Genomic DNA, 22,529 nt, shown 5'->3' with positions numbered 1-22,529 from the left:
GGGGCGACGAAGGCCTACCTCGATGTGAATTGCACGACTCGGCTAAGCCGGCAGACCAGAGCCAGATCGCCTGAGCCAGGAGGCCCAAGTGTCCGTGCCGTCATCATCTGGAAATCTCGGCGAGAAGCGCTTCGATATCATCGACAAGGTCCTGATGATCTTCAAGGCCAACACTTATGCGCAAGACGAGATCATCTGCGTCCCACGTCCGCACCGTGCGGTAGGCCTTGACAGGCATGGGCGCAATGAGACTGCGAGTTCCGCCCCAGGATGCCCCTATTGCAAATGTCTTGAGCACATTGAGAGAGGGCGAGACGCGATCGGACAGGCCTCTTTTGAAAACGACGCCAAAGACACCTGACGCCCCAAGAAAGTCCCTCTTCCAGATCGAATGGCCAGGATCGGTCGGCAATGCTGGATGGATAACACGTTCCACGATTTCCGCTGCCTGTATCCTTTCGATCAACTGCAGGGCACCTTGACTTGCATGTCTCATGCGAACGCCGAGCGTTTCTAGTCCTCTTAAGACCAAAGAGGCGTCATCCGGTGACACGCAGATCCCCATTCGTCCGAGCGTTGACCGTATCGGAGCGGTTAGTTGTTCATCGCGGACCGTCAACGATCCCAGCAGTACGTCTGAATGCCCCGAAATGTACTTGGTCAGCCCCTCTGTGACGATGTCTGCTCCGAGCGTCAGGGGTTTGTAGTTCAGAGGTGTCGCCCAGGTATTGTCGCAGCCAACCAGTGCCCCGTGCCGATGGGTTATGTCCGCAATAATGGGTAGGTCCTGGACTTCCATTGTCGTCGACCCAGGAGATTCGCACCAGACTATCTTGGTTCTGGCGTTGATTTTAGCGACGAGATCGGATGGATCGACGGGATCGTAGTAGGCAACCTCGATACCGAAGCGCGCGAGTTCCGTATTGGCGAAATCGCGCACCGGGGGGTACACAGAATCGGCTATGAGGATGCCGTCACCCGCCTTGAGAAATGGAAGCATCGCAATCGCGTTGGCCGCCTGGCCCGAGGGCACGAGGAATGTTCTGGCACCGTTCTCGAGAGCTGTCAGTTTTGCCTCGAGCGTTCTGGTGGTCGGTGTCCCGTAAAGACCGTAACTGTAGCCGTCAGGTCCGCGTTGTCCGCGGTTTGCGTAACCCTCGGCGGTGTCGAAGACGATCGTTGAAGCACGATGCACTCCAACCCCGAGCGTTGCGAAGCCTTCGGCATTTACGTTGGGTGTCACGACACAGCGCGTGAGGTCCTTCATCGCATTTTCCTTTTCACCGAAGCGGAAGTCAGAAGTGTCCACCACATCCGGCCCCTGCAAGTGCGTGGTCGGGTGCGAACTCTAGGCGACCGAAAACTGCAGGCCGCTTATATCAATGGATATCATCAAGCGAGATAAATCGGGCGTAAGGTCTGCCCGGCGAGGGTACCCGCGTAGCTTCGTTGGCATGTTGACCCCACGACAATCTTCGTAGTGAGAAAGCAATTCCGTGATGGTTATGCCCGCGTCGCCATCGACGTGGTAGTCATGCCTCCGCAAGAGGAAGTTGGCGTCGAAGAAGTAGTCGTGGACCCGGGCGGCGGTTGCAAGGTCTGGCGGCAACTCGGCCCTGAGAACTCGCCATTGGTTTCCACCTTCGTTCCAGGGAACGAGTTCGCATACCTCGACACCTTCCAGTATCAAGTGGAAGGGCGCGGTCAAGAACGATCGAACAGTGGAGCACGCCAGTAAAACTCCGACTAATGGATCGACCGGCAGTTTGAAGTCGTATTGCAATTGCGCGGAACGCACGTCCTCGACCCCAGTGACAAGGGACCCGTCGCTACCCAGGATGGATAAGCGGTTGCGTTCGAGGTCGCTTCGGCAATCGACGCACCCGAGGGGCTCAATAACCGCTCGTTGAAGATGCGGGAAGACAGTTATCTGTCGAGGTGTCAGTTCGCCGAACTTCACACATAAATCGCCGCCCAGTGAAGCCGTTGCCTTCGCAACATTATGTGCGCCCCAGTTTGTCAGCCCCCCATGAGCAACGATGGCCTTGTCGAGCAGCTTGTTCAAACTTTTGCTCCCAATACCAAGTGGCCACGATCGGCTCGATCATGTCTGATCAGCCCTGATCAAAGGGTACACTTCTGCGGAAAATCGGAAATCATATCTTCCATTAGGGCGAGAGCTCGAATCCGATTTTGCAACCGCCGGACTCGGTTGCCACTTCGCCGAAAGCAAGCGTCTAAAGGTATATATGATTTCCGCCACCAGGAAGTTGGCGCACAGTCTCCCCGGACGAACGCTACAAGGAGACGCGAGATGCCGACGATGCGAGCAGCGGTGGTAGAAGCCGCGAATGGTCCCTTCCTGGTTTCTGAATTGGAGCATCCGGTACCCAAGTCTGGTGAGGTCTTGGTTCGTATCAGGGCTAGCGGTGTGAATCCCCTGGACACAAAAATCCGTGCCGGAGCCGCGGCGCACGCCCGACATGGATTACCTGCGATACTTGGAATCGATCTTGCCGGGGTCGTGGAGGAGGTTGGTGAGGGTGTGACGAGGTTTTCTCCCGGTGACGAGGTCTACGGGATGGCCGGAGGTGTGGGCGGCAATCAAGGATCGCTTGCGGAGTATGCGGCGGTTGACGAGCGCCTTCTGGCTATCAAGCCGTCGAACATCTCGATGCGCGAAGCGGCGGCACTGCCACTGATCTTCATCACCGCATGGGAGGGGCTCGTCGACCGAGTGAACGTTCAGGCCGGACAATCAGTTCTCGTAATTGGCGCCGGCGGTGGCGTTGGGCATATCGCCGTCCAGATCGCTGTTGCGTTGGGAGCTGACGTCTGTGCCGTCGATTCGGGGAGCAAGGCAGACTATCTGCGCAGTCTGGGAGCAACGCCGATCGATTACTCATCCGAAGACGTGGAGACCTACGTTGCAAAGCACTCCGGCGGTAGAGGATTCGATGTCGTTTACGATACTGTCGGCGGCGCGGGATTGGACACCGCATTCAAGGCCGTTGCCCGATTCGGACACGTGGTGAGTTGCCTCGGTTGGGGAACTCATGCCTTGGCTCCCCTCTCGTTCAAGTCTGCTACCTACTCTGGTGTCTTCACTCTGATCCCACTCCTGACCGGTGAGGGGCGTGAGCACCATGGCGATATCATGCGGGAGGCTACGAAACTGGTGGAGGCAGGGAAGGTGTCGCCGCGCCTCGATCCGAGGACATTCACGCTCGAGACCGCTGCAAGCGCCCACGAGCTAATCGAGACCCGAAAGGCCAACGGCAAGCTTGTTGTCGAGCTCGATTAGTTGCGGTCGGCCCTGTCGAATTTCCCCAAGAAACCAGAGGAGAAGACGATGCCCTTTGTGAATATCAAACTCGTGGATGGTGTGTTTACAAGCACCCAAAAACACGCGCTGGCGAAGGCGATCACCGATGTAATGGTCAAGTTCGAAGGCTCGGAGGCGTTCCGTTCCGTTACCTGGGTTCTGATAGAGGAGCTTCACACCGATGGCTGGCACATTGGCGGGCAACCCTTCGCCGGGCCATCCTCGCTAATGGAAACCCTTGGCCGCTCTAAGGCCGTCTACGAGATGATTGACGGGAACCCGACGTCTCGTGACGAGTTTGCAGCGGCGTTGCCACCCAAGGCCGAGGCCAGTTAGCCTTCAACAGCATCCATCTCGATTTCGATGGCGAGGGAACGAATACATGACCATCGACTACAACGAGACTACCAATCCTGCGCTCTCCGGGTTCAAGGGGCGTTGTCCGCGGTGTCAACGGGGATACCTGTTGAACAGGCTCTTGTCATTGGCGCCGTCTTGTGAGGTCTGTGGTCTGGTCTATGCGTTCGCTGACCCTGCGGACGGCCCCGCATTTTTCGCCATGAGTATCGTCGCCGTTCCTGCGCTTGCTTTCGCTCTGTGGCTCCAACTGACATTCGAGCCCTCGCTCTCGGTACATCTCCTTTCAACTCTACCTTTAACCACGGCAGCATGTGTCGTGCTGTTGAGGCCTTTGAAAGGCTGGCTGGTATGCTCCCAACACTTTCAAAAAGCCGAAGAAGGCCACATCGATCGGGACTGGCGAAGTTGAATGGAAGACCTCGCATCGGCGCGAAGGCAGTCTTGTTCGCCGTCGGGATCACGGTCCGTTCGAACGGCAGGTCTTTTGCTGCTAAACCAGACACACCAGATCTGTTCCACCCAGCTGTCCCGCATGATCTTTTGCGAGCGAGACAAAGAGAAGGACATCCTCGCGTCTGGGCGTATGCAGAACTCGATGGGATTGCAGGGCAAACGGGTCCCGGCCATGATGACGCGAGACCCTGGCCTTTAAGCGATGTCTACGACGAGCTTTCCGTCAACCTTGCCGACTTCGATCAACTCGTGGGCCGCCATCACATTCTCAAGTGTGAAAGATCGACCGTCGAGACGCGGCATCAACTGACCCCTTTCTGCAAGGCGCGTTGCTTCCCGCATGATGTCCCCGTGATGCTCACGACCTTCGCCAGTGAGTAACGGAAGCAGTGTGAACACGCCGGAGTATGTCGCCGCCTTGAATGAAAGCGGGGCGAGGGCGTGCGAGCCCCAGCCGAGGCAGCTAACCACGCGCCCAAATCGGGTGACTGCCTTGAACGCAGTGTCCAGGCCAGCGCCGCCAATCGTGTCGTAGACGACGTCGAATCCTTGCCCTTGTGTGTATTTGGCGACGTATTCTTCGACGGTTTCCGTGGCGTAGTCGATCGGCGTCGCATTGAGGCTCTTGATGTAGTCAGCCTTCCGGGCTCCATCGACTGCATAGACGTCCGCACCAAGAGATTTGCCAATCTGAACTGCTACGTGACCAACGCCACCACCGCCACCGAGGACGAGCAACTTCTGGCCAGCCCGGACGCCGACGCGATCCACGAGGCCTTCCCACGCCGTGATGAAGATGAGGGGTAGAGCGGCTGCTTCCCGCATGGAAAGGTGAGATGGTTTAATGGCCAGCAACCGTGCATCGACGGCCGCAAATTCTGCCAGCGAACCTTGAACGCCAGCCACACCGCCTGTCATGCCGTAGACTTCATCTCCGCGGCGAAATCCGGTCACGCCTGCGCCGACTTCTTCAACAACCCCAGCAAGGTCGATACCCAGGATTGCGGGAAGAGGATGTCTGGCATGAGCGGCTGCTCCTGCGCGGATCTTCGTGTCCAGAGGATTTACGCCGCTCGCCTTTACTCGGACGAGCACCTGGCCTTCGGCCGCGGCCGGTCGTGCGATCTGCGCGATGCGGAATTCGGTACCGTGATTTTCAAGAACTAATGCTTTCATCGTGCCCATAGGATTGATCCCTTTCAGTTGATGTCAGCACTTTGATATGGAATTTTCCGAATGGAAATCGTATAGATTGTATGTTGATCATGCATTTTTGAATGGGCCTTAAGTCATGATGGAATGGAGCGACATCCGTCTTTTCCTTGCGATCGCGAGGGAGGGAACGCTGGGTGCGGCCGCGAGGAAGTTGGGCCTGACGCAGCCGACGATGGGAAGACGGCTAAAGACCCTTGAGGCCGCGGTCGGCCACTCGCTGTTCCAGCGCACACCGGACGGGTTTGTCCTGACAGATGAGGGCACCGTCGTGATGGGGCACGCCGAACGGATGGAGGAGGAGGCGCTGGCACTCCAGCGGCAACTTGCGGGCACCGAGAACACGCTGTCCGGAACCTTGCGGATATCGTGCTCTGACTGGTTCGGCATCCATATTCTCGCCCCCATCCTTGCCGACTTCGCACGTTTGCATCCCAGTGTAATCATCGAAATTCTCACTGACGCCAGGCTTTTGAACCTGGCGCGTCGCGAAGCCGATCTGGTTTTCCGCATTCGGTCCTTCACCGAGCCGGAAGTCATTTCACGCAAGCTGCTGCATATTCCCTATGGCCTGTATGTCGCCAAAGGATCGAACGACCCTTCGCCCGGCACAGGAGCGGGATTCAGCGTGATCATTATGGATGAGGCATTTGGAAGCATGCCCGATGTGGCTTGGCTTAAGGGCCGGTTCCCGAATGCGAAAGTTTCGATGCGGAGCAACAATCGCGATGTTCAGGCACGGTTATGCGCAGATGGTGCAGGTATGGCCGTTCTTCCGAGACCGCTGGGGGACTCGATGGAGGGGGTGAAGCGTGTCGACGTGTCAGAGGCTCCCCCTGGAAGGGATACTTGGCTAGGGTATCATCAGGATCTACGACGCCTTCCACGGCTGCGAGCTCTTATTCAGTTTGTTGGTGAGCATGCACAAGTGATGCAACGCCAATATCGATAGAGCCGTCTAAGTGGGCGGCTCTCGCTGAGGGCAACCCGAGGGTGCTCACGATGTCGGACACCTGTAGGCCATCTTGGCAGTTATCATAAACTCGCTGTCGGCGGCGTCGCTTTTGGCAGCGCATAACTTGACCCTCAGCGAACAACCCGTGGCACCGCTGACGCTCAACTGGCAGTGGATCAGTCTGTCCGGACCTCCGCCCGGAGGGGACCAGACCAGCTTGAACGGTTTCCGACTGCTGGGACGTTTACGTGTGGCTCTTGGCATGGCTGCGCTCCTGAGCTGTGCATTGGTCAGTTCGCTCTCTTCAGCTATTTGAGGCCATTCCTGGACTAGGTGACCAATGTCGACATTCCCGTGGCCAAAACATTGACAAAGGACGTCAGGGCGCCGTGTCGCGCACGCATCCATGATGGGCGTAGCAACTATGCGCCAGAGGCGGTGAACCGGAGAATGGCCGATGATGGGCGAGTGGTGCGTTAGCGGCAATCAGTCCTTGGAAGGGACAACACTGGAGTTGATTGTTCGGACGACTATGTCGAGCGGAAATCCAAGAAGGCGGTGCATGAACACCGCCTTCCCTCCTGAGCGGCGAACGTGCAGGGACGATCGCTCAGAAATGCTGTTAGCCCGCGTCGCTGTTGCGAAGTGACTGTAATGTCGGTTCGGTCGCGGATCGCTGCTGCGCCCGCGGAAGTCCTGCGGCCATAATCGCTTCGAACCTCTGACACGGCTGGAGTCGCCTTAGGGCCTCCCCAACACATGACGTTGGCAATCTATCAATCCGGAATTACGACGAAGGTCTTTCGGAGCGTTTTGGTGACGACCCACGTACCTGCGCAATTCTGCGGGAAAAAGAGTGTGTCGCCTCCGCGGAAAGCCACCGTCGAACCGTCTTCGCTAGTGAAGGTGCCTTCGCCTTCAAGTATCTGGGAAAACTCGGCTTCCGGCACCTGCCGTTTCCAGGTGCCGGGCGTGGTTTCCCAGACCCCGAACCGGAATTTTTCGAGCCCTGGGGCTTGGAAGCCGCGCCGGCGAAACTGCGGTATGTCGGTATCCAGGTGATTGGTCGGCTGCCCGGCGTTGTCGAGCGCTTCTGTTTCGATTTGATTGGGTTGCGAGATGACTGCGGGCAGGAGGGCTGGTTTCGACATGGGCGATATCCATCGTTTTGACGCCACGCCGTTTGTGGTGGCGCTTGATGTTCAAGGGTTTACTTTTCTGCTCGGGACCAAGCTTGTCGATCACCTTCGTCTTTATGGTCGAGAATTAATTGTTTGACAATCGCCAATCAGCAAGTATTTATGGGATTGCGGGGCGGTGAGCTTGGGGCTCATCGCGGTGCGTCAAACCAGTGGTCTGTCGATGGCTATGTTTTGGGTGCCCCGTTCAGGATTGGGATTGTGCGCGTTCGGTCGCGTCCGAACGCTGACGGCTCAACTCAAGTTGTGTTCCTGTGGGGGAGCATGATGAAATGCCGCGGTTCAGCCCGCGACGAGAAGATTTTGATTGGAGGCACAGGTGTTTCAACTCAACCCGATACCGAGCGTCATCTCATTCGACTGCTATGGCACACTCGTGCAGTGGCGGGAGGTGCTCTTGGCGGAATTCGATGCGCTGCAGATCCGTTCGGCTGGCGCAGTGCTCGTCAGTTCAGCGACGTTGCTCGACACCTTCTCCGGCTTCTCGCGCCAGTTCGAAAAGGATCGTCCCCACCGCCTCTACAAGGATGTTTTCTGCTTATCGTTGAAGAGTGCGCTCGACCATCATGCGATTGGTTACACTCCCGCAGATGTGGAGCGGATCTTGCATTCGGTAACAACGATGGGACCCCATCCGGAGGTTCCGGGCGTATTGCGGCGTCTGCGCAGCCGTTACAAGCTCGCGATCTTCACCAACTCCGACGAGAATTTGATCGTCCACAATGTCGAACGTCTCGGTGTTCCGATCGACTACGTCATAACTGCGGAGAAGGCGCAGGCTTACAAGCCGTCGCGCCAGATCTTTGAATACGCGCACCGGACAATGGGAGTAACCAAGGAGCAAACGGTTCACGTCGCCATGAGCATGGTGTTGGACATGCAAGCATGCCACCAGCTCGGAATTCGCGGCGTTTGGATCAATCGGCTTCAGCAAGCGGGCAACCCGGATTGGCTGCCGTATGCCGAACTTCCTGATCTGACTGGCGTTCCCGCGCTGCTGGGCGTCGACGGACAGGCCGCATGACGTTGTTAGCCCTCAACGAGGAGGCGGCCATGCCGCAGGACCGACCTAAGGATCGCGGAATAGTGAGCTCGTTGTGGGCCCAAACCGCCTGCCGCGCCCCTGCGGGCATCCAGGCGTTGCGCGGCGACATCGAAGTCGACGTCGTCGTGATTGGCGGCGGTTACACGGGATTGTCCTCCGCCTTGCACCTGGCGGAGCGAGGTTCAAGCGTCGCGGTTTTGGAGGCGCGGTCTGTCGGTTTTGGTGCCTCTGGCCGAAATGGCGGGCAGGTCAATCCGGGGTTCAAGCTAGATCCGCACCAAGCACCTGGTCGTTTTGGCGCTGCGGCTGGGGAGCGTGCTTTGAACTTCGTCGGTTCGGCTCCGGATCTCGTCTTCGAGTTGATCTCGCGGTTCTCCATGGACTGCCATGCCATGCGTCCCGGCTCGGTGACACCTGCCCATTCGGAGGCGGCGCTTCAAATGCTGGAGCGGCGCGCCGAGGGATGGATGGCACGTGGCGTGCCGATCAAAATGTTGAGCCGCGAGGAGACCGAGCGGGCGATTGGCTCCCCTTGTTATGTGGGCGGACTGCTCGACCCGCGCGGTGGTTCATTGCAGCCCCTGAGCTATGCGCGCGAACTTGCTCGAGCCGCGATGGAAAAAGGCGCGAGCATTTTCGACAACGCTGAAGTGCAATCTTTGCAGCGCAAAGACAAAGGATGGATCGTTAGAACCTCCACCGGAACAGCCAAAGCGACAAACGTGATCGTGGCGACAAATGGATATACCGGGAATTTGATCGGCGGCCTGCGCCAGACGATCATCGCGGCCAATAGTTTTCAGCTTGCCACCGCGCCGCTCGACGACGCGACAGCAGCCGGAATTCTTGCGCAAGGCCGGACGGCATCCGACACACGCAGGCTCGTTCTGTATTTTCGCAAAGATCCAGCCAACCGGCTGGTCATAGGCGGGCGAGGACAATTTGGAGACCCGACGCGGCCTGAGGATTTTTCACATCTTCGCGGTGCGTTTGCACGGTTGTTCCCGCAGCTTTCAGGTATCCCGATCGAGCACAATTGGGCCGGACGTGTCGCGTTGACGCAAGACGGAGTTCCCCACCTGCACGAGCCCGAGAAGGGGCTGCTCGTGGCGGTGGGATACAATGGCCGCGGGATCGCCATGGGAACGGCGATGGGGCGGGCGATTGCTGACTATCTGGGAGGAGACGCGCAAGCGCTGCCGTTCCCGGTGACGCCGATCCAAGGGATTCCTTTCCACATGTTCCAGCGGCTCTATCTGGCAGCGGCAATCAACTGGTTCATGTTCCGCGACGCTTTCTAAAGGCGCGGACCCGGAAGTGAGAAAATATTCGTTCGGAAGATAACCGAAGCGGAAGCGGCGGACGATGTCTGCTGCTTTACGGATCCATCACGAGGCGAACGGCGAACATGAATATGGTCGAAGTCTCGACAGCAGCAACGCTGGACAACGGCCGAAACCGGCTGAAGTCAAAATCGAATGGATTTCGAGCGAAGGCTTCCCCCCCAGGGGATGCGAAGCAATCAGCTCTCGGAGCGAAGGAACATCGCACGGGACCCATGACTGCATCGCAGAGGAACATCTGCATTGCAGATGTCTGATTTGTTCAAAGGGAGGTAACAGATGAACAAGCTGAGCATCATTCCACTAGCGCTGACCGTAATGCTGACGCCCGCTGTCAGCCAGGGCAGGGATCTAGAGACGATCAAGAAAAAGGGCGAACTTGTTTGCGCCTCTCACCCGGGCCTTGCCGGGTTCGGCTATCCGGACGAGGACGGTAACTGGAAGGGCTTCGACGTCGACTACTGCCGAGCCATCGCTGCAGCGGTATTCGGCTCCGGAGACAAGGTAAAGTTCGTTCCGGTCTCGGCAAAGGATCGTTTCACGGTCCTGCAATCCGGCGAAGTAGACGTTCTCGTACGCAATACGACGTGGACAATGTCCCGCGACACGGAACTCGGTTTGGATTTCACAGCCATCAACTACTACGACGGCCAAGGTTTCATGGTCCGCAAGGACCTCAACATCCAGACCGCTAGTCAACTCGACGGCGCTTCGATTTGCGTTGTGCAGGGAAGCACGTCGGAATTGAACCTTGCTGACTACTTCCGTACGCGCGGTTTGAAATACGAGGCGCTTACCTTCGCTGATGCGGATGCTGCCGTGAAAGCTTACGAGTCCGGGCGTTGCGACGCTTTCACCGACGATGCAACGACAACCTACGGCTATATGCAGAAGCTGTCTAAGCCTGATGATCATGTCATCCTTCCAGAAGTGATTTCCAAGGAGCCGCTCTCTGTCACGGTCCTCCAAGGCGATCCCCGTTGGGCTGATGTGACCCGGTGGGTGCATTTCGCGCTCGTGAACGCCGAGGAACTCGGCGTGTCCCAGCACAACGTCGACGAAATGATGAAGTCGGAGAACCCCGAGGTGCGCCGCCTGCTCGGTATCGAAGGCACGTTCGGTCAATCGCTCGGCCTGAGCGCTACCTGGGCCGCAGACGTAATCCGCGCTACCGGGAACTACGGCGAGATCTTCGCCCGGAACCTTGGCGAAGACTCGCCGATGAAGGTGAAGCGGGGTTTGAACGAGCTCTGGAGCAAGGGCGGTCTGCAGTACGGCGTACCGGTACGTTGATCAACACGGCGCCGGATGTGAGCGCCAGCGCAATCCGGCGCCAGCTATTCCGAATATTAACATACAGCAACCGCGGACCGCGTCATTGAACGCGGACGCGGCACACGCTGCGCATCGCTTTGGCGTGTTCCAGGAGGCAACCCGATGCTGAAACCATATTTCCGCCCGGACGTGAGGCGCTGCTTGTACGATCCAAAAGTTCGCGGCCTCGTTTATCAGGCCATCCTCGGTCTCGTGGTCGTCGGCGTATTGGCTCTGGGACTTCTGAACGTCTTTGAAAATCTGCGCAGCGCCAGGATCACAGCCGGATTCGGTTTTCTCGGAAACATCGCGGGCTTCGACATTAGCCAGACGTTGATTTCGTTTTCGGCCGCCGGTTCGACTTATGGCGCAGCGTTCCTCGTCGGTTTGCTGAATACGCTCGTCGTCGGAGCGCTCGGGATTGTGCTCGCAACCGTATTAGGCGTTGCCGTTGGCATTGCGCGCTTGTCGCGGATTGGCCTCATTTCTGGTTTGGCCACCGGTTATGTCGAAGTGCTGCGTAACCTGCCGCTGCTGCTGCAACTGTTGTTCTGGTACAATGCCGTGCTTGCGGCCTTGCCCGACCCGCGTACGTCGCTGCATCTGGCTCCGGGTATGTGGCTAAATGCGCGAGGGCTTTTTGTTCCTGCAATCTCCTCGGAGACGGGCACCTGGTTCCTGCCTACGGTGCTTGGCACAACGTTCGCGATGCTATTGCTCCTCCGCCGGGCTCGCTTGATCCTACAAGGTCGCGGAGCGTCCGACGCATTGGTGCGTGCCGTTGGCGACGCGGTATTCGGGCTTCCACTGCTGGCACTCCTTGTCATCGTCGTGGCAGGTGGTTGGTCAGTCGAATTCCCGACGAAGGGGACGTTCAATCTCGCCGGTGGCCTGCGCATTTATCCGGAATTCATCGCTCTTGTTCTTGGTTTGTCGATCTACACCTCAGCCTTTATCGGTGAAATCGTGCGCGCTGGCATTCTCGCGGTGCCAAAAGGCCAGGCGGAGGCTGCCCGGGCCATCGGCCTGAAATCAGGTGAGGCGCTGCGACTGATCATCCTCCCGCAGGCGCTTCGCGTAATCCTGCCGCCACTAACAAGCCAATACTTGAACGTCGTCAAGAATTCATCTCTGGCAGTGGCGATCGGCTACCCCGATCTCGTTCAGGTCTTCATGGGCACCGTGCTCAATCAAACCGGACAAGCAATTGAGATCGTGACCATGACAATGGGGGTCTATCTCGCGATCAGTCTGACAACATCCGCCGCCATGAACGCTTACAACGCTCGTGTTGCGATCGTCGAAAGGTAAGAGCCATGGTATCGACACTCGCCCAAACTCATTTCGTTGCGGATAAACTGGTCGAGATCCAGCCACCGCCTTCTGTCCGCGAGGGAATGCTCCCGAGCATCCGGCGTCATCTGTTTCCCGACGGCCCCACTGCCATCGCCACGCTGTTTGTTCTGTATCTTGTTTATCTGTGCGCGCCGCCGCTGATCCGTTTTCTGTTTGTCGACGCAGTCTGGACGGGATCAGACGGGGCAGCCTGTCGCGCCGAAGTGGTCGGCCGTGAGGTAGGGGCTTGCTGGGCCTTCGTGGGAGCCAAATTAAACTACTTCATCTACGGGTCCTATCCCGTCGCCGAGCGATGGCGTGTAGACGTGTTCTTCGTTGCGCTTACCGTGGGAATAGTGTGGTTGCTGTGGAGGCGCGCACCGTGGAAGCTATGGGGCGTGGCATATTTCTTCCTTTTCTTCCCGCTTCTTTCCTACGTCATGCTCCTCGGAAATGAGCGGCTCGGCTTAGCGCATGTTCCGACCTCTCTTTGGGGTGGCGTGTTGGTGACACTTGTCGTCTCCACGTTCGGCATTGTTTTCTCGCTCCCACTCGGCGTGCTTCTGGCGCTCGGCCGCCGGTCTGAACTGCCCCTCGTAAAGTATCTGTCAGTGGGCTTCATCGAGACAATTCGCGGCGTGCCGTTGATCACTGTGCTCATCATGGCCAATACGATGTTGCCGCTGTTTCTGCCCCAGGGCATCACGGTGGATCGCTTGGCTCGCCCGCTTCTAGGGGTCGCGATTTTCGCCTCCGCCTATATGGCAGAGGTCATACGCGGTGGCTTGCAAGCCATTCCGAAGGGACAGTTCGAAGGCGCGATGTCATTGGGGCTGAGCTATTGGCAGTGCACATCCTTCATCATTCTTCCGCAGGCACTTCGACTGGTCATCCCTGGGATCGTCAACACGTTCATCGGTCTCTTCAAAGATACCTCGCTGGTCGCGATTGTTGGAATATTTGACCTGATCAAGACCGTGGAGGCGGCACGCATCGACCCCGCCTGGGCGGCCCCGACCGTGAACTATACGGGCTACGCCTTCGCAGCGGCATTCTACTTCGTGTTCTGCTGGGGGATGTCGAAATACTCGGCGGGCGTGGAGCGCCGTCTCTCGGTAGAAAAGCAACGCTAAACAAGGACAGGACTATGGCAGCCTTTCAACTCGTGAGGCCGACGCGCGCCGGTGCGGTCGAGCTCAAGAACATCAATAAGTGGTATGGCGACTTTCACGTGCTACGTGACGTGAGCCTCTCCGTGGGGGAGGGCGAGCGCATCGTCGTGTGCGGACGCTCCGGCTCTGGCAAGTCCACCATGATCCGCTGCATCAACCGTCTCGAAGCCTTCCAAAAAGGCTCACTTTCTGTCGATGGACAGCCCGTCGGCGAGGGGCTTGCGTCGCGCGCTGAGCCTGGTCGGGATATCGGAATGGTGTTTCAGCACTTCAACCTGTTCCCACATTTGACGATCCTTGAAAACTGCACCATCGGTCTTACCCGCGTTCTGAAGATGTCCAGGCGTGACGCCACGGATCGGGCAATGGCGCTTTTGGAGCGCGTCCGCATACCGGAGCAGGCCAATAAGTATCCGGGCCAGCTTTCAGGCGGTCAGCAGCAACGCGTCGCGATCGCACGTTCGCTGTGTATGAGCCCGAAAGTGATGTTGTTCGACGAGCCTACTTCGGCGCTGGATCCCGAAATGGTCCGCGAGGTGCTGGATGTGATGGTCTCATTGGCCCGGGACGGAATGACGATGATCTGCGTGACCCATGAGATGGCATTTGCAAGGCAGGTTGCGGACCGCGTCGTTTTCATGGACAGCGGCCAGATCGTTGAAGTCGCGCCCCCAGACGTGATCTTTAAAGAGCCTCGGCACAGATTGGCTCGAGACTTTTTCTCACAGGTTCTTGCCGCCTGATGGAGGTAGAGCGGACGCCTTCACTGGCGGACTTCCCGCAGTAGCATCGCGCCCATCGCGAACACGGTGGAGCGAGACGCGCAGCCGAAATACCGTTCTGCGCTCTCTAGACATGACGACAATAGATTGTTAGACAATCTACTACGTTCACTCAAGTCGTCCCACGGATCTATCCAAGGGGCATAGCCACGAGCTTTATCGATGAACAAAATTCGAAATTCCGAGAGAATTCTGTCGCGGGGAGACGTAGGGTCCCGCCGAATTGTGCTGGAGATCGCCGATCGAACTCTCGATCGGTTGGACAGCTATCGCCGCATCAGAAGCATTATGCACATGACCGGCGACACCCTTCATATCGGTCAGCGCTCCTGGGACCTGTCCCGTAAACGCAACGTCTATCTTTTCGGAGCGGGTAAGGCATGCAATCACATGGCGATGGCGGTTGACCATGTTATTGGGGATCGTCTTACCCAAGGCATTGCGATCGTGAAAATTCGCGAAGACTCCGACCGCTTCAATAAGACGGAGGTGTTTGTCGGCGGACACCCGCTGCCAAATCAAGAAGGGCATCGCGCTTCGAAAAAGATCATCGAACTTGTTGATGGAGCAGGGCCTGAAGACCTCTTTATCGTCGTTATCAGCGGTGGCAGCTCGGCCCTAATGTCTTGCCCAATCGACGGGATCAGTCTGCAAGACGAGATCGACACGACCGATGTCCTGTTGAAGTCGGGAGCAGGGATCTATGAAATTAATGCCGTCCGCCGCCATATTTCGGCACTGAACGGTGGGATGCTGGCAAAGCGAATTCAGGATGTAGGCGCTGAACTTATTGGCTTCGGTATCAGCGACGCAGTGGGTTCGCCAGCCACCGGGGATATCGCTGTCCCATACACCGCCTATAAAAGCACGCCGATCGGTCCCGATCCGACGACGCTAGACGACGCGCGGGCAACAATCATTAATCGCAATGTCACCGAACGACTGCCCCGGAGCGTGGTCGACTACCTCATGACCGCCGGGCCCGAAGCGGAAACCCCGAAAGCATTTCCTGACAACACCTATTTCCTGCTGAACACGCTTCCGGACTCCTGCATATATGCCAAGGAAATCTGCAAAGAGATGGGTTTGCAGGCGGTCATCGTTTCGTCCTTCCTGGAAGGGGAAAGCCGAGACGCAGGTACGTTCTTTGCCTCAATGGCCCGTGAGATCCAGACCTATGGTAATCCGGTGAAAGCGCCGTGCGTACTCCTCAGCTCCGGAGAAGTCACGACGCAAATCCTAGACAACCAATTGATCAAAGGCCACGGCGGGCCAGGTCAGGAGATGGCCGTGAGCTTTGCGATCACCGCCGCCAAGGCAAAGGGCGCTTGCCTCCTGTCGATCGATAGCGAAGGCACCGACGGTACCTCGAAAGTTGCGGGCGGAATCACCGATTCCACCAGCTTCGGAGCGGCTGCTGAGCACGGCATCAGCTTCTACCAGGCGCTTCGTGAACACAGCTGCTACGAAGCGCTGGAGTCCGTCGATTGCACGGTCTTCACCGGCAACACCGGCACCAACCTGTGCGATTTGACCATCGTCTACGTTCCGGAGCTGGCCAATGCTTACTGAAGACAGGATCGCATCCGTCCGGGCTCAGCAAATCATCGATTGCAAATGTCGTCCGGCGGTAGAAGTCGTAATTCGTACGGAAAGCGGCGCAATCGGCCGCGGGGCCGCTCCCACAGGCACGTCGGTAGGGATGTACGAAGCATTCGTCCTGAGAGATGGAAACCCATCCTCCTATGAGGGGCTGACGGTCCACAAGGCGGTCGATAAGGCGGTCAAACTGATCGGACCGGAACTGGTCGGAATGAACGTCTTTGACCAGCGCGCGATTGACCAGCGAATGATTGCACTCGACGGGTCTCCGGATAAGAGGAATCTGGGCGGCAACACGATCTACTCGACATCTATCGCTGCATTTCGCGCGGCGGCGGCCGCGCGCGGAATTCCGCTCTACAACTATATTGCGGATGGCGACATCAAAACCGTGCCCGTGCCGTGCTTCAACGTCGTGAACGGCGGGAGGTACGAGGGTTTCGTACAAGCCTTCAATGAGTTTCTCATCGTCCCGTACGGAACTGAGAGTGTCGACTATTCAGTCGAAATGGCGGTGGCGATTTTCCATCAGCTCTGCAAGGTGCTGACCGAGCACCTTGGTCACAAACCGCAAGTTGCGAGCTCGTATGGCTATGCCGCTCCGTCGGATGACCCGGAAGTGATCCTTGAGCTGATGAGTGAAGCCATAGACAGATGCGGCTTCGCAGGCCGTGTCGCCTTTGCGCTCGATTGCGCTTCAAGCGAAATGTACGACAAGAAGGATGGCACCTATCTGCTGAAGGGCACGCGCGTATCCGGCGATGAACTCATCGCCTACGCCAAGTCGCTGACGGAGAAGTTCGATCTCGTATTCATCGAGGACCTCCTCGATGAAAATGACTGGCTCGGTTATTCGAAAGCCGTCGAGGAATTGAAGCGGACAATCGTTCTCGGGGATGACCTCACCGTCACAAATCTAGCACTGCTGCGTCGTGCGCATCAGACACGCGCCGTCGACGGCTTCATTCTGAAGCCGAACCAGGTTGGGACCGTCACCGAAGCAATGGATGCCTACCAGTTTGCGAAAGAGCATGGGATGATCGCGGTTCCGTCGGGCAGGTCCGGCGGCGTCGTTGATGACGTGGTGATGGACTTCTCCGTCGGTCTGCACGTCCCTTTCCAAAAAAATGGCGCTCCCCGGTCAGGTGAACGCATTGAAAAACTGAATTTCCTTATGCGCGCAAGCGCATTGAACGACGGCTGCCGCCTCTACGATATCAAGCCACTGCTGCGTTTTTGACCTGATGCCCTGATGCCAAACGACACATGATTTCCAGATACGCTCAAAAAGGTTGCTGCAATGTATCCTAAGATCGACTTTCTCTACCTCTCAGAACCGGACATGATTGCCGCTGGCGTTCTTGATCCGGAGCGTTGCGTCACCGTATGCGAGGAGACCTTTAGCCTGCTGGGCGAGGGTGATTACCTCATGGGCGGTGCCAACCACAACAATCATGGCATGAACATCGTTTTCCCGCGGGAGACGAAGTTTCCGAACATGCCGGTGGCCGGGCCTGATCGTCGGTTCGCTGCGATGCCCGGATATCTGGGTGGGCGGTTCGATGTCTGTGGCAACAAGTGGTACGGGTCCAACCACGCCAACGGTGATAAGGGTCTCCCACGCTCCATCTTAACGATGATGCTCAACGACAAGGACACGGGTGCGCCTCTTGCGCTGATGTCCGCAAACCTGTTGAGCGCTGCCAGAACGGGCGCTGTCCCCGGAGTGGCGGCCAAACACCTTGCGAACCGAAACGCTAAGGTGGTGTCGGTAGTCGGTTGCGGCCCGATCAATAAAGCATGTTTCACAGCGATTATGACTCAACTGGAGAACGTTGAGAAAGTCGTCTGTTTCGACCTCTTCCTGGACAAGGCGGTGGAATTCGCCACTTGGGTCATCGAAAAATACGGCGTCGCGGCGGTCGGCATTGACCACAGCGAAGCTGCGTTTCGCGACGCCGATGTCATAACAGTCGCGGCGTCGCGGCTCAAACCACTCCACTTCAAGGACGAATGGATCAAAGATGGCGCGACGATCTTAATCTCGGGACCCGTCAATGCCGACGAATCGTTCCTGACGGGTTGCAAGATTGTCTACGATCACACGCCCCTCCAGGAGGCGTACGTCGAGGACGCCTTGGCTTCGGGCAACAAGGAGGCATACTACAACGGCGTGATTGGCGGGCCGTTATATCGACTGATTGATGCTGGCAGGTTGCCTGCGTTGCGGGACTCGACGGGTCTGGGTGACGTGGTCAATGGCAAGAAGCCGGGGCGTGAGAACGCTAACGAGCGGATCATCTTCATCGCATGTGGCATGGCGGTGTTCGATATCAGTTGGGGCTATGAGATCTATGAAAACGCTAAAGAAAAGGGAATCGGCCGATCGCTGAACCTTTGGGACGCACCAAGCGGCGTTTGAACTGGACAACGCACTGCTCAAAACCCTCGTCCGACCAGACCAAACACCGCCTTCCCGAAGATGTTGGAAGGGCGGTCTTTGCAGTTGGATGCCAGGTAAGAGGCAGGGATCTGGCCCCCTGACATGTCCTCGAATTGTAGCTTGCAGGGGTCGGCTTTCCCGTGCCCGGATGCTCGTTTTTAGCTTCCGGTTGCTGCGCGATTGATCTATTGTCGACAATAATCAAGGGCATCGGGATTTGCTAGTCATGAGAGAACCAGATAATTTCAAGATAAAAAAAGTGCAGAAGCTGAGCGCCGAAGCGCAAACTGCTGATGCACTTCGAGATGGAATTGTATCTGGAGAGATACCGCCCGGAACGCGGCTAACCGAAATCCGAATGGCAGAACAGTTGGGCGTTTCGCGCGCGACGCTGCGGACGGCCTTTCACCAGTTGGTTCAGGAAGGACTGATCGACCAGATTCCCTATACCGGCTGGGCAGTGGTATCACTCAGTGCCGAAGATTCCTGGGAACTCTACACACTGCGGTCAAGTCTTGAGGCCCTTGGATCCAAGCTCGTGGCGGCGAAGATGGCAGACGCCGGTCAGTCAGTTGCCGTCAGAGCAAAGCTCGATCAGGTGTTTGACGGACTGAAAGAGGCTTGCGCTACGGGCAGCCACAGGAAGATCGCAGATGCCGATTTCGCATTGCATAGGGCGATCATCGATCTTTCTGGGCATCGGCGTCTGGCCGAGCAGTACAGTCGGGTGGAACAGCAGATCAGAATATATATCGCTTCAAGCGATGCCCTCGTGCCGGTTCCGGAAGTCATTATCGAACAGCATCGGCCGCTGATCGAGTCGCTTAAGGCTGGAGACGTCGATGCCTCCATCCGCGCGGCGGTCGATCACACTGAACAGGAGGGAGCAAAGCTCGAACGCCATTTGCGCGAGTTGGAGGGCGCCGACCAGTAGAAGCGAGTTTGCTTACAACCGCAAAGGCTCCATTGACGATTGTCTGACAATCTATTGACGACCGGTTGAAGATGTGTCACTTTCTATGGCGATCGCTGGTCGATCGCCAAGGAGGATCCAGGCATGGAATCAAAGAGCAAACAACGCCGCAGCCAAACGCAGTTCACCGGAGTTGAGCGCGCGCTTCGGCGAGCCTGGGCGAAAGGCGCCGGTCTGATCGACAAAGAATTCGAGCGTCCGATGTTCGCCGTCGTGAACACCTATCAGGATTTTTCGCCGGAGAACTTTCATCTGTGGCAGGTGGGGGAGGCGGTACGCACCGGGACGCCCCGGTTCTGATCGCGGGCGGGTGAAATATCTCCCCGCCATCTTAACATTTCGAATTCCATCACGGGTTTTGGCGGGACTAATTGACCTCACCCGCAATCGACGCCCGAGAGCCCGCAGAAGGTACGACATGACCGCACCGGATATCCGTCCCGTTATTGATTGCGACCCCTCCCCACAAGGCCAGGCGCCGATATCTATGTGGGGACACCGTCCCTTTGCTCTTCAGGTGCTTGCGGCGATGATCCGGGTAGCGCCCATAAGGAGCCATGACTGTCGCACCGATATGCACATCGTCCCGCTCTTCCATGCCTCCCGGCCCCACTATCAACGCATGAGCATGTCCACGAACGAAATTGATGCTGGCGAAGGGGCCGGTTCTCGACCGATACCAGCCGAGGTCGGGGGCGATTGAGCTTATCGTCTTGGCGAGATCAGCGAGCGGGCCGCCACCTTGAATGGCGACGTTTAGCGCATCGGCAAGACGACTGGATCGTAAGGTCTCCAGGTGGGGTATTCTTCAGCGACGAAGGACACGAGTTTGCAATGCGCTGCACAGCAAATCCACTTCTCCTACTATGGTGCCAACGGGTGCGCTCGCGAACTAGAGGACAGTAAAATTAGTGAAATACGTCCTTGATCGAACTGACGAGCTTATCCTTTCCGAACTGAAGGCAAACAGCCGCGTCTCTCACATTGAATTGGCAAACAAGGTCAACTTGTCTCGCAATGCAGTACGGGTGCGCATCGAGCGACTTGAGAGAGACGGAGTTATCAAAGGCTATACGATTGTAACTGGCGGGGGGCCTGGCTCTTCGGTGACTACAGCCCTCATGTTCGTCTATCGGCATGACCGAATGAGAGGCGGCGATGTCATTCAGGCATTGCGTAAGATTCCGGAGATCGTGGCGTGCGATGTTATGACCGGAGATTTCGATCTCCTCGTGCGCGTTGAATCCTCTGACGTTGATCGCATAAGACACATTTGGCAGCAGATTGCGGAAGTCCCAGGCGTGCGCGATACGCTGACTGCGTTCGCACTATCGACAATCATAAGGAAGTAGGATCTCGTGCCGACGAGCCCGCTCTGGATTACCCAGGTCTCCCCGCGGGGTCGATAAGGTCTCTTTTTCAGCTACGGAAAGACAGCAATCTCGCCCTGCGCTGCGTGTATCATTACGCTGTCTTAACAGATTGCCGAACAACAATGCGCTTCACTCAGAAGCGCATTGAAGAAGTCGTCAGACGTCTGAGGCACTCGGGGCGAATGCCACAGATGCGTCAGCGTTTCGGCCGATTGATGCAAACGACCTTAGGCTGGGTCATCTCCTCGTAGGCAAAACGGACGCCCTCACGACCCATGCTACCATATTTGAAACCGCCGAACGGCATGGCATCAAATCGGTAATCCGAGGAGTCGTTGATCATGACGCCGCCGACGTCGATGCGGCCAGCGGCCTCTAGAGCATCGTTCAGGTCGTTAGCGAAGATCCCCGCATGGAGGCCGTACTCTCCACTATTCGCCAGTTCGATAGCCTCGGAAAGATCATCGAACGGTTCCAAAATTACGATTGGTGCAAAGAGTTCTTCATTCCAGGCTTCGCAGGTCCGGGGAACGTGTTCGAGTACGGTTGGGGGGTACAAGCTACCAGCTGGTTTGTGTCCACACGCGACCTTCCCGCCCGCTTCGATTGCCTCTTCGACGATGGCAGCGGCCCGGTTCACCGCTCTGGCAGATATCATTGGACCGACGTCCGTATCTACATCCAGGGGATTTCCTGTCTTGAGCTTCAGGGTCTTAGATACGAACACGGTTCTGAAGCGCTCGTAAATCGGCCGTTGGATCAGGATCCGCTGAGTGCCGATACAGTTTTGACCCGCTGCCCAATATGCTCGAGATACACAGCCATCGACGGCGGCTTCGAAATCGCAGTTTTCCATCACGATGACGGGTGCGTTTCCGCCAAGGTCCATGGCGAGCTTCTTTATGCCAGCATTTTTGGAAATCGCCTCGCCGGTCGCATAGCCGCCGGTGAAAGAGATCATACGTACCTCTCGCGCCGATACCAAAGCTTGGCCCAACTCCGCACCGCCAACGGCCACGGTGATGACTTCTTCCGGGAGGCCGCTATCGACCAACACATCAACCAATTTCACGGCGGAAAACGGAGTCAGCTCTGAAGGCTTTAAAAGAACCGAGTTGCCCCCGGCGATGGCGGGGCCAAGCTTGTGTGCGACAAGATTGAGAGGGTCGTTGTACGGAGTGATCGCAGCAATGATTCCCAACGGATCTCGCGTGTACCAGCCTTGACGAGATTCTGAACCGGCATAGGAATCGAATGGGATAACCTCTCCGGCGTTGCGTCTAGCCTCGTCCGCGGAAAGCTTAAGCGTGTTGACGCACCGAGTAACCTCCTTCCGGGCCTGGGTGATGGTCTTCCCAGCTTCCCGGACGATTAACACTGAGAAGTCTTCCTTGCGAGCGTCGACGGCACTAGCGGCTTTCTCCAGGATCGCGCACCGCTCATGGCGCGACAGTGAGCGCGCGATCTGAGCGCCCAGTCTGGCACGATCAATCAACTGGTCCAGGCTGTCAGCTTTCGTCTCGATGACGGTACCGACGACGGTTCCGTCGTACGGGCTGCGTACAACGATGGTGGGGGTCGAAGTCTGCTTTGAAAGCGTGGCGTTATGCATCCGCGGTCTCCTTTTTACAGCCGCCATGAAC

At 57.3% G+C, this 22,529-nt stretch carries 23 protein-coding genes; 17 read left to right on the top strand and 6 right to left on the bottom strand.

Going from position 1 to position 22,529, the window contains the following annotated elements; translation table 11 throughout:
• Nucleotides 1-103 precede the first annotated feature (103 nt).
• Nucleotides 104-1,267 (bottom strand): trans-sulfuration enzyme family protein, encoded by a 1,164-nt coding sequence (locus ASD01_RS32425; RefSeq protein WP_060644997.1) that lies wholly within the window; start codon nt 1,265-1,267, stop codon nt 104-106.
• 81 nt (nt 1,268-1,348) lie between these two features.
• Complete coding sequence (locus ASD01_RS32420; protein ID WP_060644897.1) at nt 1,349-2,065, bottom strand: hypothetical protein; 717 nt, start codon at nt 2,063-2,065, stop codon at nt 1,349-1,351.
• Nucleotides 2,066-2,314: 249 nt separating this feature from the next.
• Between ASD01_RS32420 and ASD01_RS32415 the strand changes: the two genes are divergently transcribed.
• Genes ASD01_RS32415 through ASD01_RS32405 form a run of 3 tightly spaced genes read left to right on the top strand, consistent with a single transcriptional unit; the run spans nt 2,315 to nt 4,094 of the window.
• Complete coding sequence (locus ASD01_RS32415) at nt 2,315-3,304, top strand: zinc-dependent alcohol dehydrogenase family protein (RefSeq protein ID WP_060644896.1); 990 nt, start codon at nt 2,315-2,317, stop codon at nt 3,302-3,304.
• 48 nt (nt 3,305-3,352) lie between these two features.
• The gene (locus ASD01_RS32410; RefSeq protein ID WP_025431004.1) at nt 3,353-3,661 is read left to right on the top strand and encodes a tautomerase family protein; all 309 of its coding nucleotides are present in this window, start codon (nt 3,353-3,355) and stop codon (nt 3,659-3,661) included.
• A gap of 46 nt (nt 3,662-3,707) precedes the next feature.
• Nucleotides 3,708-4,094 (top strand): DUF983 domain-containing protein, encoded by a 387-nt coding sequence (locus tag ASD01_RS32405; protein ID WP_060644895.1) that lies wholly within the window; start codon nt 3,708-3,710, stop codon nt 4,092-4,094.
• Nucleotides 4,095-4,333: 239 nt separating this feature from the next.
• On the opposite strand, the gene ASD01_RS32400 is transcribed toward ASD01_RS32405, so the two are convergent.
• Nucleotides 4,334-5,323, bottom strand: a complete 990-nt coding sequence (locus ASD01_RS32400) for a zinc-dependent alcohol dehydrogenase family protein (RefSeq protein ID WP_200954165.1) — start codon at nt 5,321-5,323, stop codon at nt 4,334-4,336.
• Nucleotides 5,324-5,432: 109 nt separating this feature from the next.
• Here ASD01_RS32400 and ASD01_RS32395 point away from each other — a divergent pair, with 109 nt between their 5' ends.
• Complete coding sequence (locus ASD01_RS32395; protein ID WP_060644996.1) at nt 5,433-6,302, top strand: LysR family transcriptional regulator; 870 nt, start codon at nt 5,433-5,435, stop codon at nt 6,300-6,302.
• A gap of 779 nt (nt 6,303-7,081) precedes the next feature.
• Here the strand turns inward: ASD01_RS32395 and ASD01_RS32390 are convergent.
• On the bottom strand, nt 7,082-7,456 hold the full coding sequence (locus tag ASD01_RS32390) for a cupin domain-containing protein (RefSeq protein ID WP_060644893.1): 375 nt from the start codon (nt 7,454-7,456) through the stop codon (nt 7,082-7,084).
• On the opposite strand from ASD01_RS32390, the gene ASD01_RS37325 reads away from it, so the two are divergent.
• From ASD01_RS37325 to ASD01_RS32330, 12 genes are all read left to right on the top strand, one after another.
• Complete coding sequence (locus tag ASD01_RS37325) at nt 7,455-7,583, top strand: hypothetical protein (RefSeq protein WP_280138798.1); 129 nt, start codon at nt 7,455-7,457, stop codon at nt 7,581-7,583. The genes ASD01_RS32390 and ASD01_RS37325 overlap by 2 nt on opposite strands.
• Before the next feature lie 240 nt (nt 7,584-7,823).
• The gene (locus ASD01_RS32385) at nt 7,824-8,528 is read left to right on the top strand and encodes a haloacid dehalogenase type II (RefSeq protein ID WP_063979547.1); all 705 of its coding nucleotides are present in this window, start codon (nt 7,824-7,826) and stop codon (nt 8,526-8,528) included.
• A complete protein-coding gene (locus ASD01_RS32380) occupies nt 8,525-9,850 on the top strand; it encodes an NAD(P)/FAD-dependent oxidoreductase (RefSeq protein ID WP_244495321.1) in 1,326 nt (441 codons plus the stop codon). The genes ASD01_RS32385 and ASD01_RS32380 overlap by 4 nt, the downstream gene beginning before the upstream one ends.
• A 321-nt stretch (nt 9,851-10,171) precedes the next feature.
• Nucleotides 10,172-11,185, top strand: coding sequence for an amino acid ABC transporter substrate-binding protein (locus ASD01_RS32370; RefSeq protein WP_060644890.1), 1,014 nt, complete (start codon nt 10,172-10,174; stop codon nt 11,183-11,185).
• Nucleotides 11,186-11,329: 144 nt separating this feature from the next.
• A complete protein-coding gene (locus ASD01_RS32365; protein WP_060644889.1) occupies nt 11,330-12,517 on the top strand; it encodes an amino acid ABC transporter permease in 1,188 nt (395 codons plus the stop codon).
• 5 nt (nt 12,518-12,522) lie between these two features.
• Entirely contained in the window at nt 12,523-13,674 is a 1,152-nt protein-coding gene (locus ASD01_RS32360; RefSeq protein ID WP_060644888.1) for an amino acid ABC transporter permease, read from the top strand.
• A 14-nt stretch (nt 13,675-13,688) separates the two neighbouring features.
• Nucleotides 13,689-14,456 carry an amino acid ABC transporter ATP-binding protein gene (locus ASD01_RS32355; protein ID WP_060644887.1) on the top strand — a complete coding sequence of 256 codons (768 nt, stop codon included), beginning with the start codon at nt 13,689-13,691 and terminating at the stop codon, nt 14,454-14,456.
• 201 nt (nt 14,457-14,657) lie between these two features.
• Nucleotides 14,658-16,067, top strand: coding sequence for a glycerate kinase type-2 family protein (locus ASD01_RS32350; protein ID WP_060644886.1), 1,410 nt, complete (start codon nt 14,658-14,660; stop codon nt 16,065-16,067).
• Nucleotides 16,057-17,337 carry a phosphopyruvate hydratase gene (gene eno / locus ASD01_RS32345; protein WP_060644885.1) on the top strand — a complete coding sequence of 427 codons (1,281 nt, stop codon included), beginning with the start codon at nt 16,057-16,059 and terminating at the stop codon, nt 17,335-17,337. The genes ASD01_RS32350 and eno overlap by 11 nt, the downstream gene beginning before the upstream one ends.
• 60 nt (nt 17,338-17,397) lie before the next feature.
• Nucleotides 17,398-18,519 carry a tyramine oxidase subunit B gene (locus ASD01_RS32340; RefSeq protein WP_060644884.1) on the top strand — a complete coding sequence of 374 codons (1,122 nt, stop codon included), beginning with the start codon at nt 17,398-17,400 and terminating at the stop codon, nt 18,517-18,519.
• A gap of 247 nt (nt 18,520-18,766) precedes the next feature.
• Nucleotides 18,767-19,474, top strand: coding sequence for a GntR family transcriptional regulator (locus ASD01_RS32335; protein ID WP_060644883.1), 708 nt, complete (start codon nt 18,767-18,769; stop codon nt 19,472-19,474).
• A gap of 123 nt (nt 19,475-19,597) precedes the next feature.
• Nucleotides 19,598-19,813, top strand: a complete 216-nt coding sequence (locus ASD01_RS32330) for a hypothetical protein (RefSeq protein WP_060644882.1) — start codon at nt 19,598-19,600, stop codon at nt 19,811-19,813.
• Between the two features lie 67 nt (nt 19,814-19,880).
• Here the strand turns inward: ASD01_RS32330 and ASD01_RS37680 are convergent, their stop codons facing one another.
• Nucleotides 19,881-20,309, bottom strand: a complete 429-nt coding sequence (locus ASD01_RS37680; protein ID WP_458574514.1) for a dimethylsulfonioproprionate lyase family protein — start codon at nt 20,307-20,309, stop codon at nt 19,881-19,883.
• A gap of 115 nt (nt 20,310-20,424) precedes the next feature.
• Here ASD01_RS37680 and ASD01_RS32320 point away from each other — a divergent pair, with 115 nt between their 5' ends.
• Nucleotides 20,425-20,865, top strand: coding sequence for an Lrp/AsnC family transcriptional regulator (locus ASD01_RS32320; protein ID WP_060644880.1), 441 nt, complete (start codon nt 20,425-20,427; stop codon nt 20,863-20,865).
• Between the two features lie 217 nt (nt 20,866-21,082).
• Here ASD01_RS32320 and ASD01_RS32315 read toward each other — a convergent pair whose 3' ends face one another.
• Nucleotides 21,083-22,498, bottom strand: coding sequence for an aldehyde dehydrogenase family protein (locus tag ASD01_RS32315; protein WP_060644994.1), 1,416 nt, complete (start codon nt 22,496-22,498; stop codon nt 21,083-21,085).
• Nucleotides 22,499-22,529: the final 31 nt, after the last annotated feature.

This window comes from Ensifer sp. Root423 (assembly GCF_001426275.1).
GTDB lineage: Bacteria > Pseudomonadota > Alphaproteobacteria > Rhizobiales > Rhizobiaceae > Ensifer > Ensifer adhaerens.
The sequence above is the reverse complement of the archived record's forward strand: the minus strand, read 5'-3'. Positions and strand labels throughout refer to the sequence as shown.

What these genes read in the sequence shown, in the direction of transcription:
- ASD01_RS32425 (WP_060644997.1), bottom strand. Translation starts at nt 1,267, where the DNA reads ATGAAGGACCTCACGCGCTGTGTCGTGACACCCAACGTAAATGCCGAA.
- ASD01_RS32415 (WP_060644896.1), top strand. Translation starts at nt 2,315, where the DNA reads ATGCCGACGATGCGAGCAGCGGTGGTAGAAGCCGCGAATGGTCCCTTC.
- ASD01_RS32410 (WP_025431004.1), top strand. Translation starts at nt 3,353, where the DNA reads ATGCCCTTTGTGAATATCAAACTCGTGGATGGTGTGTTTACAAGCACC.
- ASD01_RS32405 (WP_060644895.1), top strand. Translation starts at nt 3,708, where the DNA reads ATGACCATCGACTACAACGAGACTACCAATCCTGCGCTCTCCGGGTTC.
- ASD01_RS32400 (WP_200954165.1), bottom strand. Translation starts at nt 5,323, where the DNA reads ATGGGCACGATGAAAGCATTAGTTCTTGAAAATCACGGTACCGAATTC.
- ASD01_RS32395 (WP_060644996.1), top strand. Translation starts at nt 5,433, where the DNA reads ATGGAATGGAGCGACATCCGTCTTTTCCTTGCGATCGCGAGGGAGGGA.
- ASD01_RS37325 (WP_280138798.1), top strand. Translation starts at nt 7,455, where the DNA reads ATGGGCGATATCCATCGTTTTGACGCCACGCCGTTTGTGGTGGCGCTT.
- ASD01_RS32390 (WP_060644893.1), bottom strand. Translation starts at nt 7,456, where the DNA reads ATGTCGAAACCAGCCCTCCTGCCCGCAGTCATCTCGCAACCCAATCAA.
- ASD01_RS32380 (WP_244495321.1), top strand. Translation starts at nt 8,525, where the DNA reads ATGACGTTGTTAGCCCTCAACGAGGAGGCGGCCATGCCGCAGGACCGA.
- ASD01_RS32370 (WP_060644890.1), top strand. Translation starts at nt 10,172, where the DNA reads ATGAACAAGCTGAGCATCATTCCACTAGCGCTGACCGTAATGCTGACG.
- ASD01_RS32365 (WP_060644889.1), top strand. Translation starts at nt 11,330, where the DNA reads ATGCTGAAACCATATTTCCGCCCGGACGTGAGGCGCTGCTTGTACGAT.
- ASD01_RS32360 (WP_060644888.1), top strand. Translation starts at nt 12,523, where the DNA reads ATGGTATCGACACTCGCCCAAACTCATTTCGTTGCGGATAAACTGGTC.
- ASD01_RS32355 (WP_060644887.1), top strand. Translation starts at nt 13,689, where the DNA reads ATGGCAGCCTTTCAACTCGTGAGGCCGACGCGCGCCGGTGCGGTCGAG.
- ASD01_RS32350 (WP_060644886.1), top strand. Translation starts at nt 14,658, where the DNA reads ATGAACAAAATTCGAAATTCCGAGAGAATTCTGTCGCGGGGAGACGTA.
- eno (WP_060644885.1), top strand. Translation starts at nt 16,057, where the DNA reads ATGCTTACTGAAGACAGGATCGCATCCGTCCGGGCTCAGCAAATCATC.
- ASD01_RS32340 (WP_060644884.1), top strand. Translation starts at nt 17,398, where the DNA reads ATGTATCCTAAGATCGACTTTCTCTACCTCTCAGAACCGGACATGATT.
- ASD01_RS32335 (WP_060644883.1), top strand. Translation starts at nt 18,767, where the DNA reads ATGAGAGAACCAGATAATTTCAAGATAAAAAAAGTGCAGAAGCTGAGC.
- ASD01_RS32330 (WP_060644882.1), top strand. Translation starts at nt 19,598, where the DNA reads ATGGAATCAAAGAGCAAACAACGCCGCAGCCAAACGCAGTTCACCGGA.
- ASD01_RS32315 (WP_060644994.1), bottom strand. Translation starts at nt 22,498, where the DNA reads ATGCATAACGCCACGCTTTCAAAGCAGACTTCGACCCCCACCATCGTT.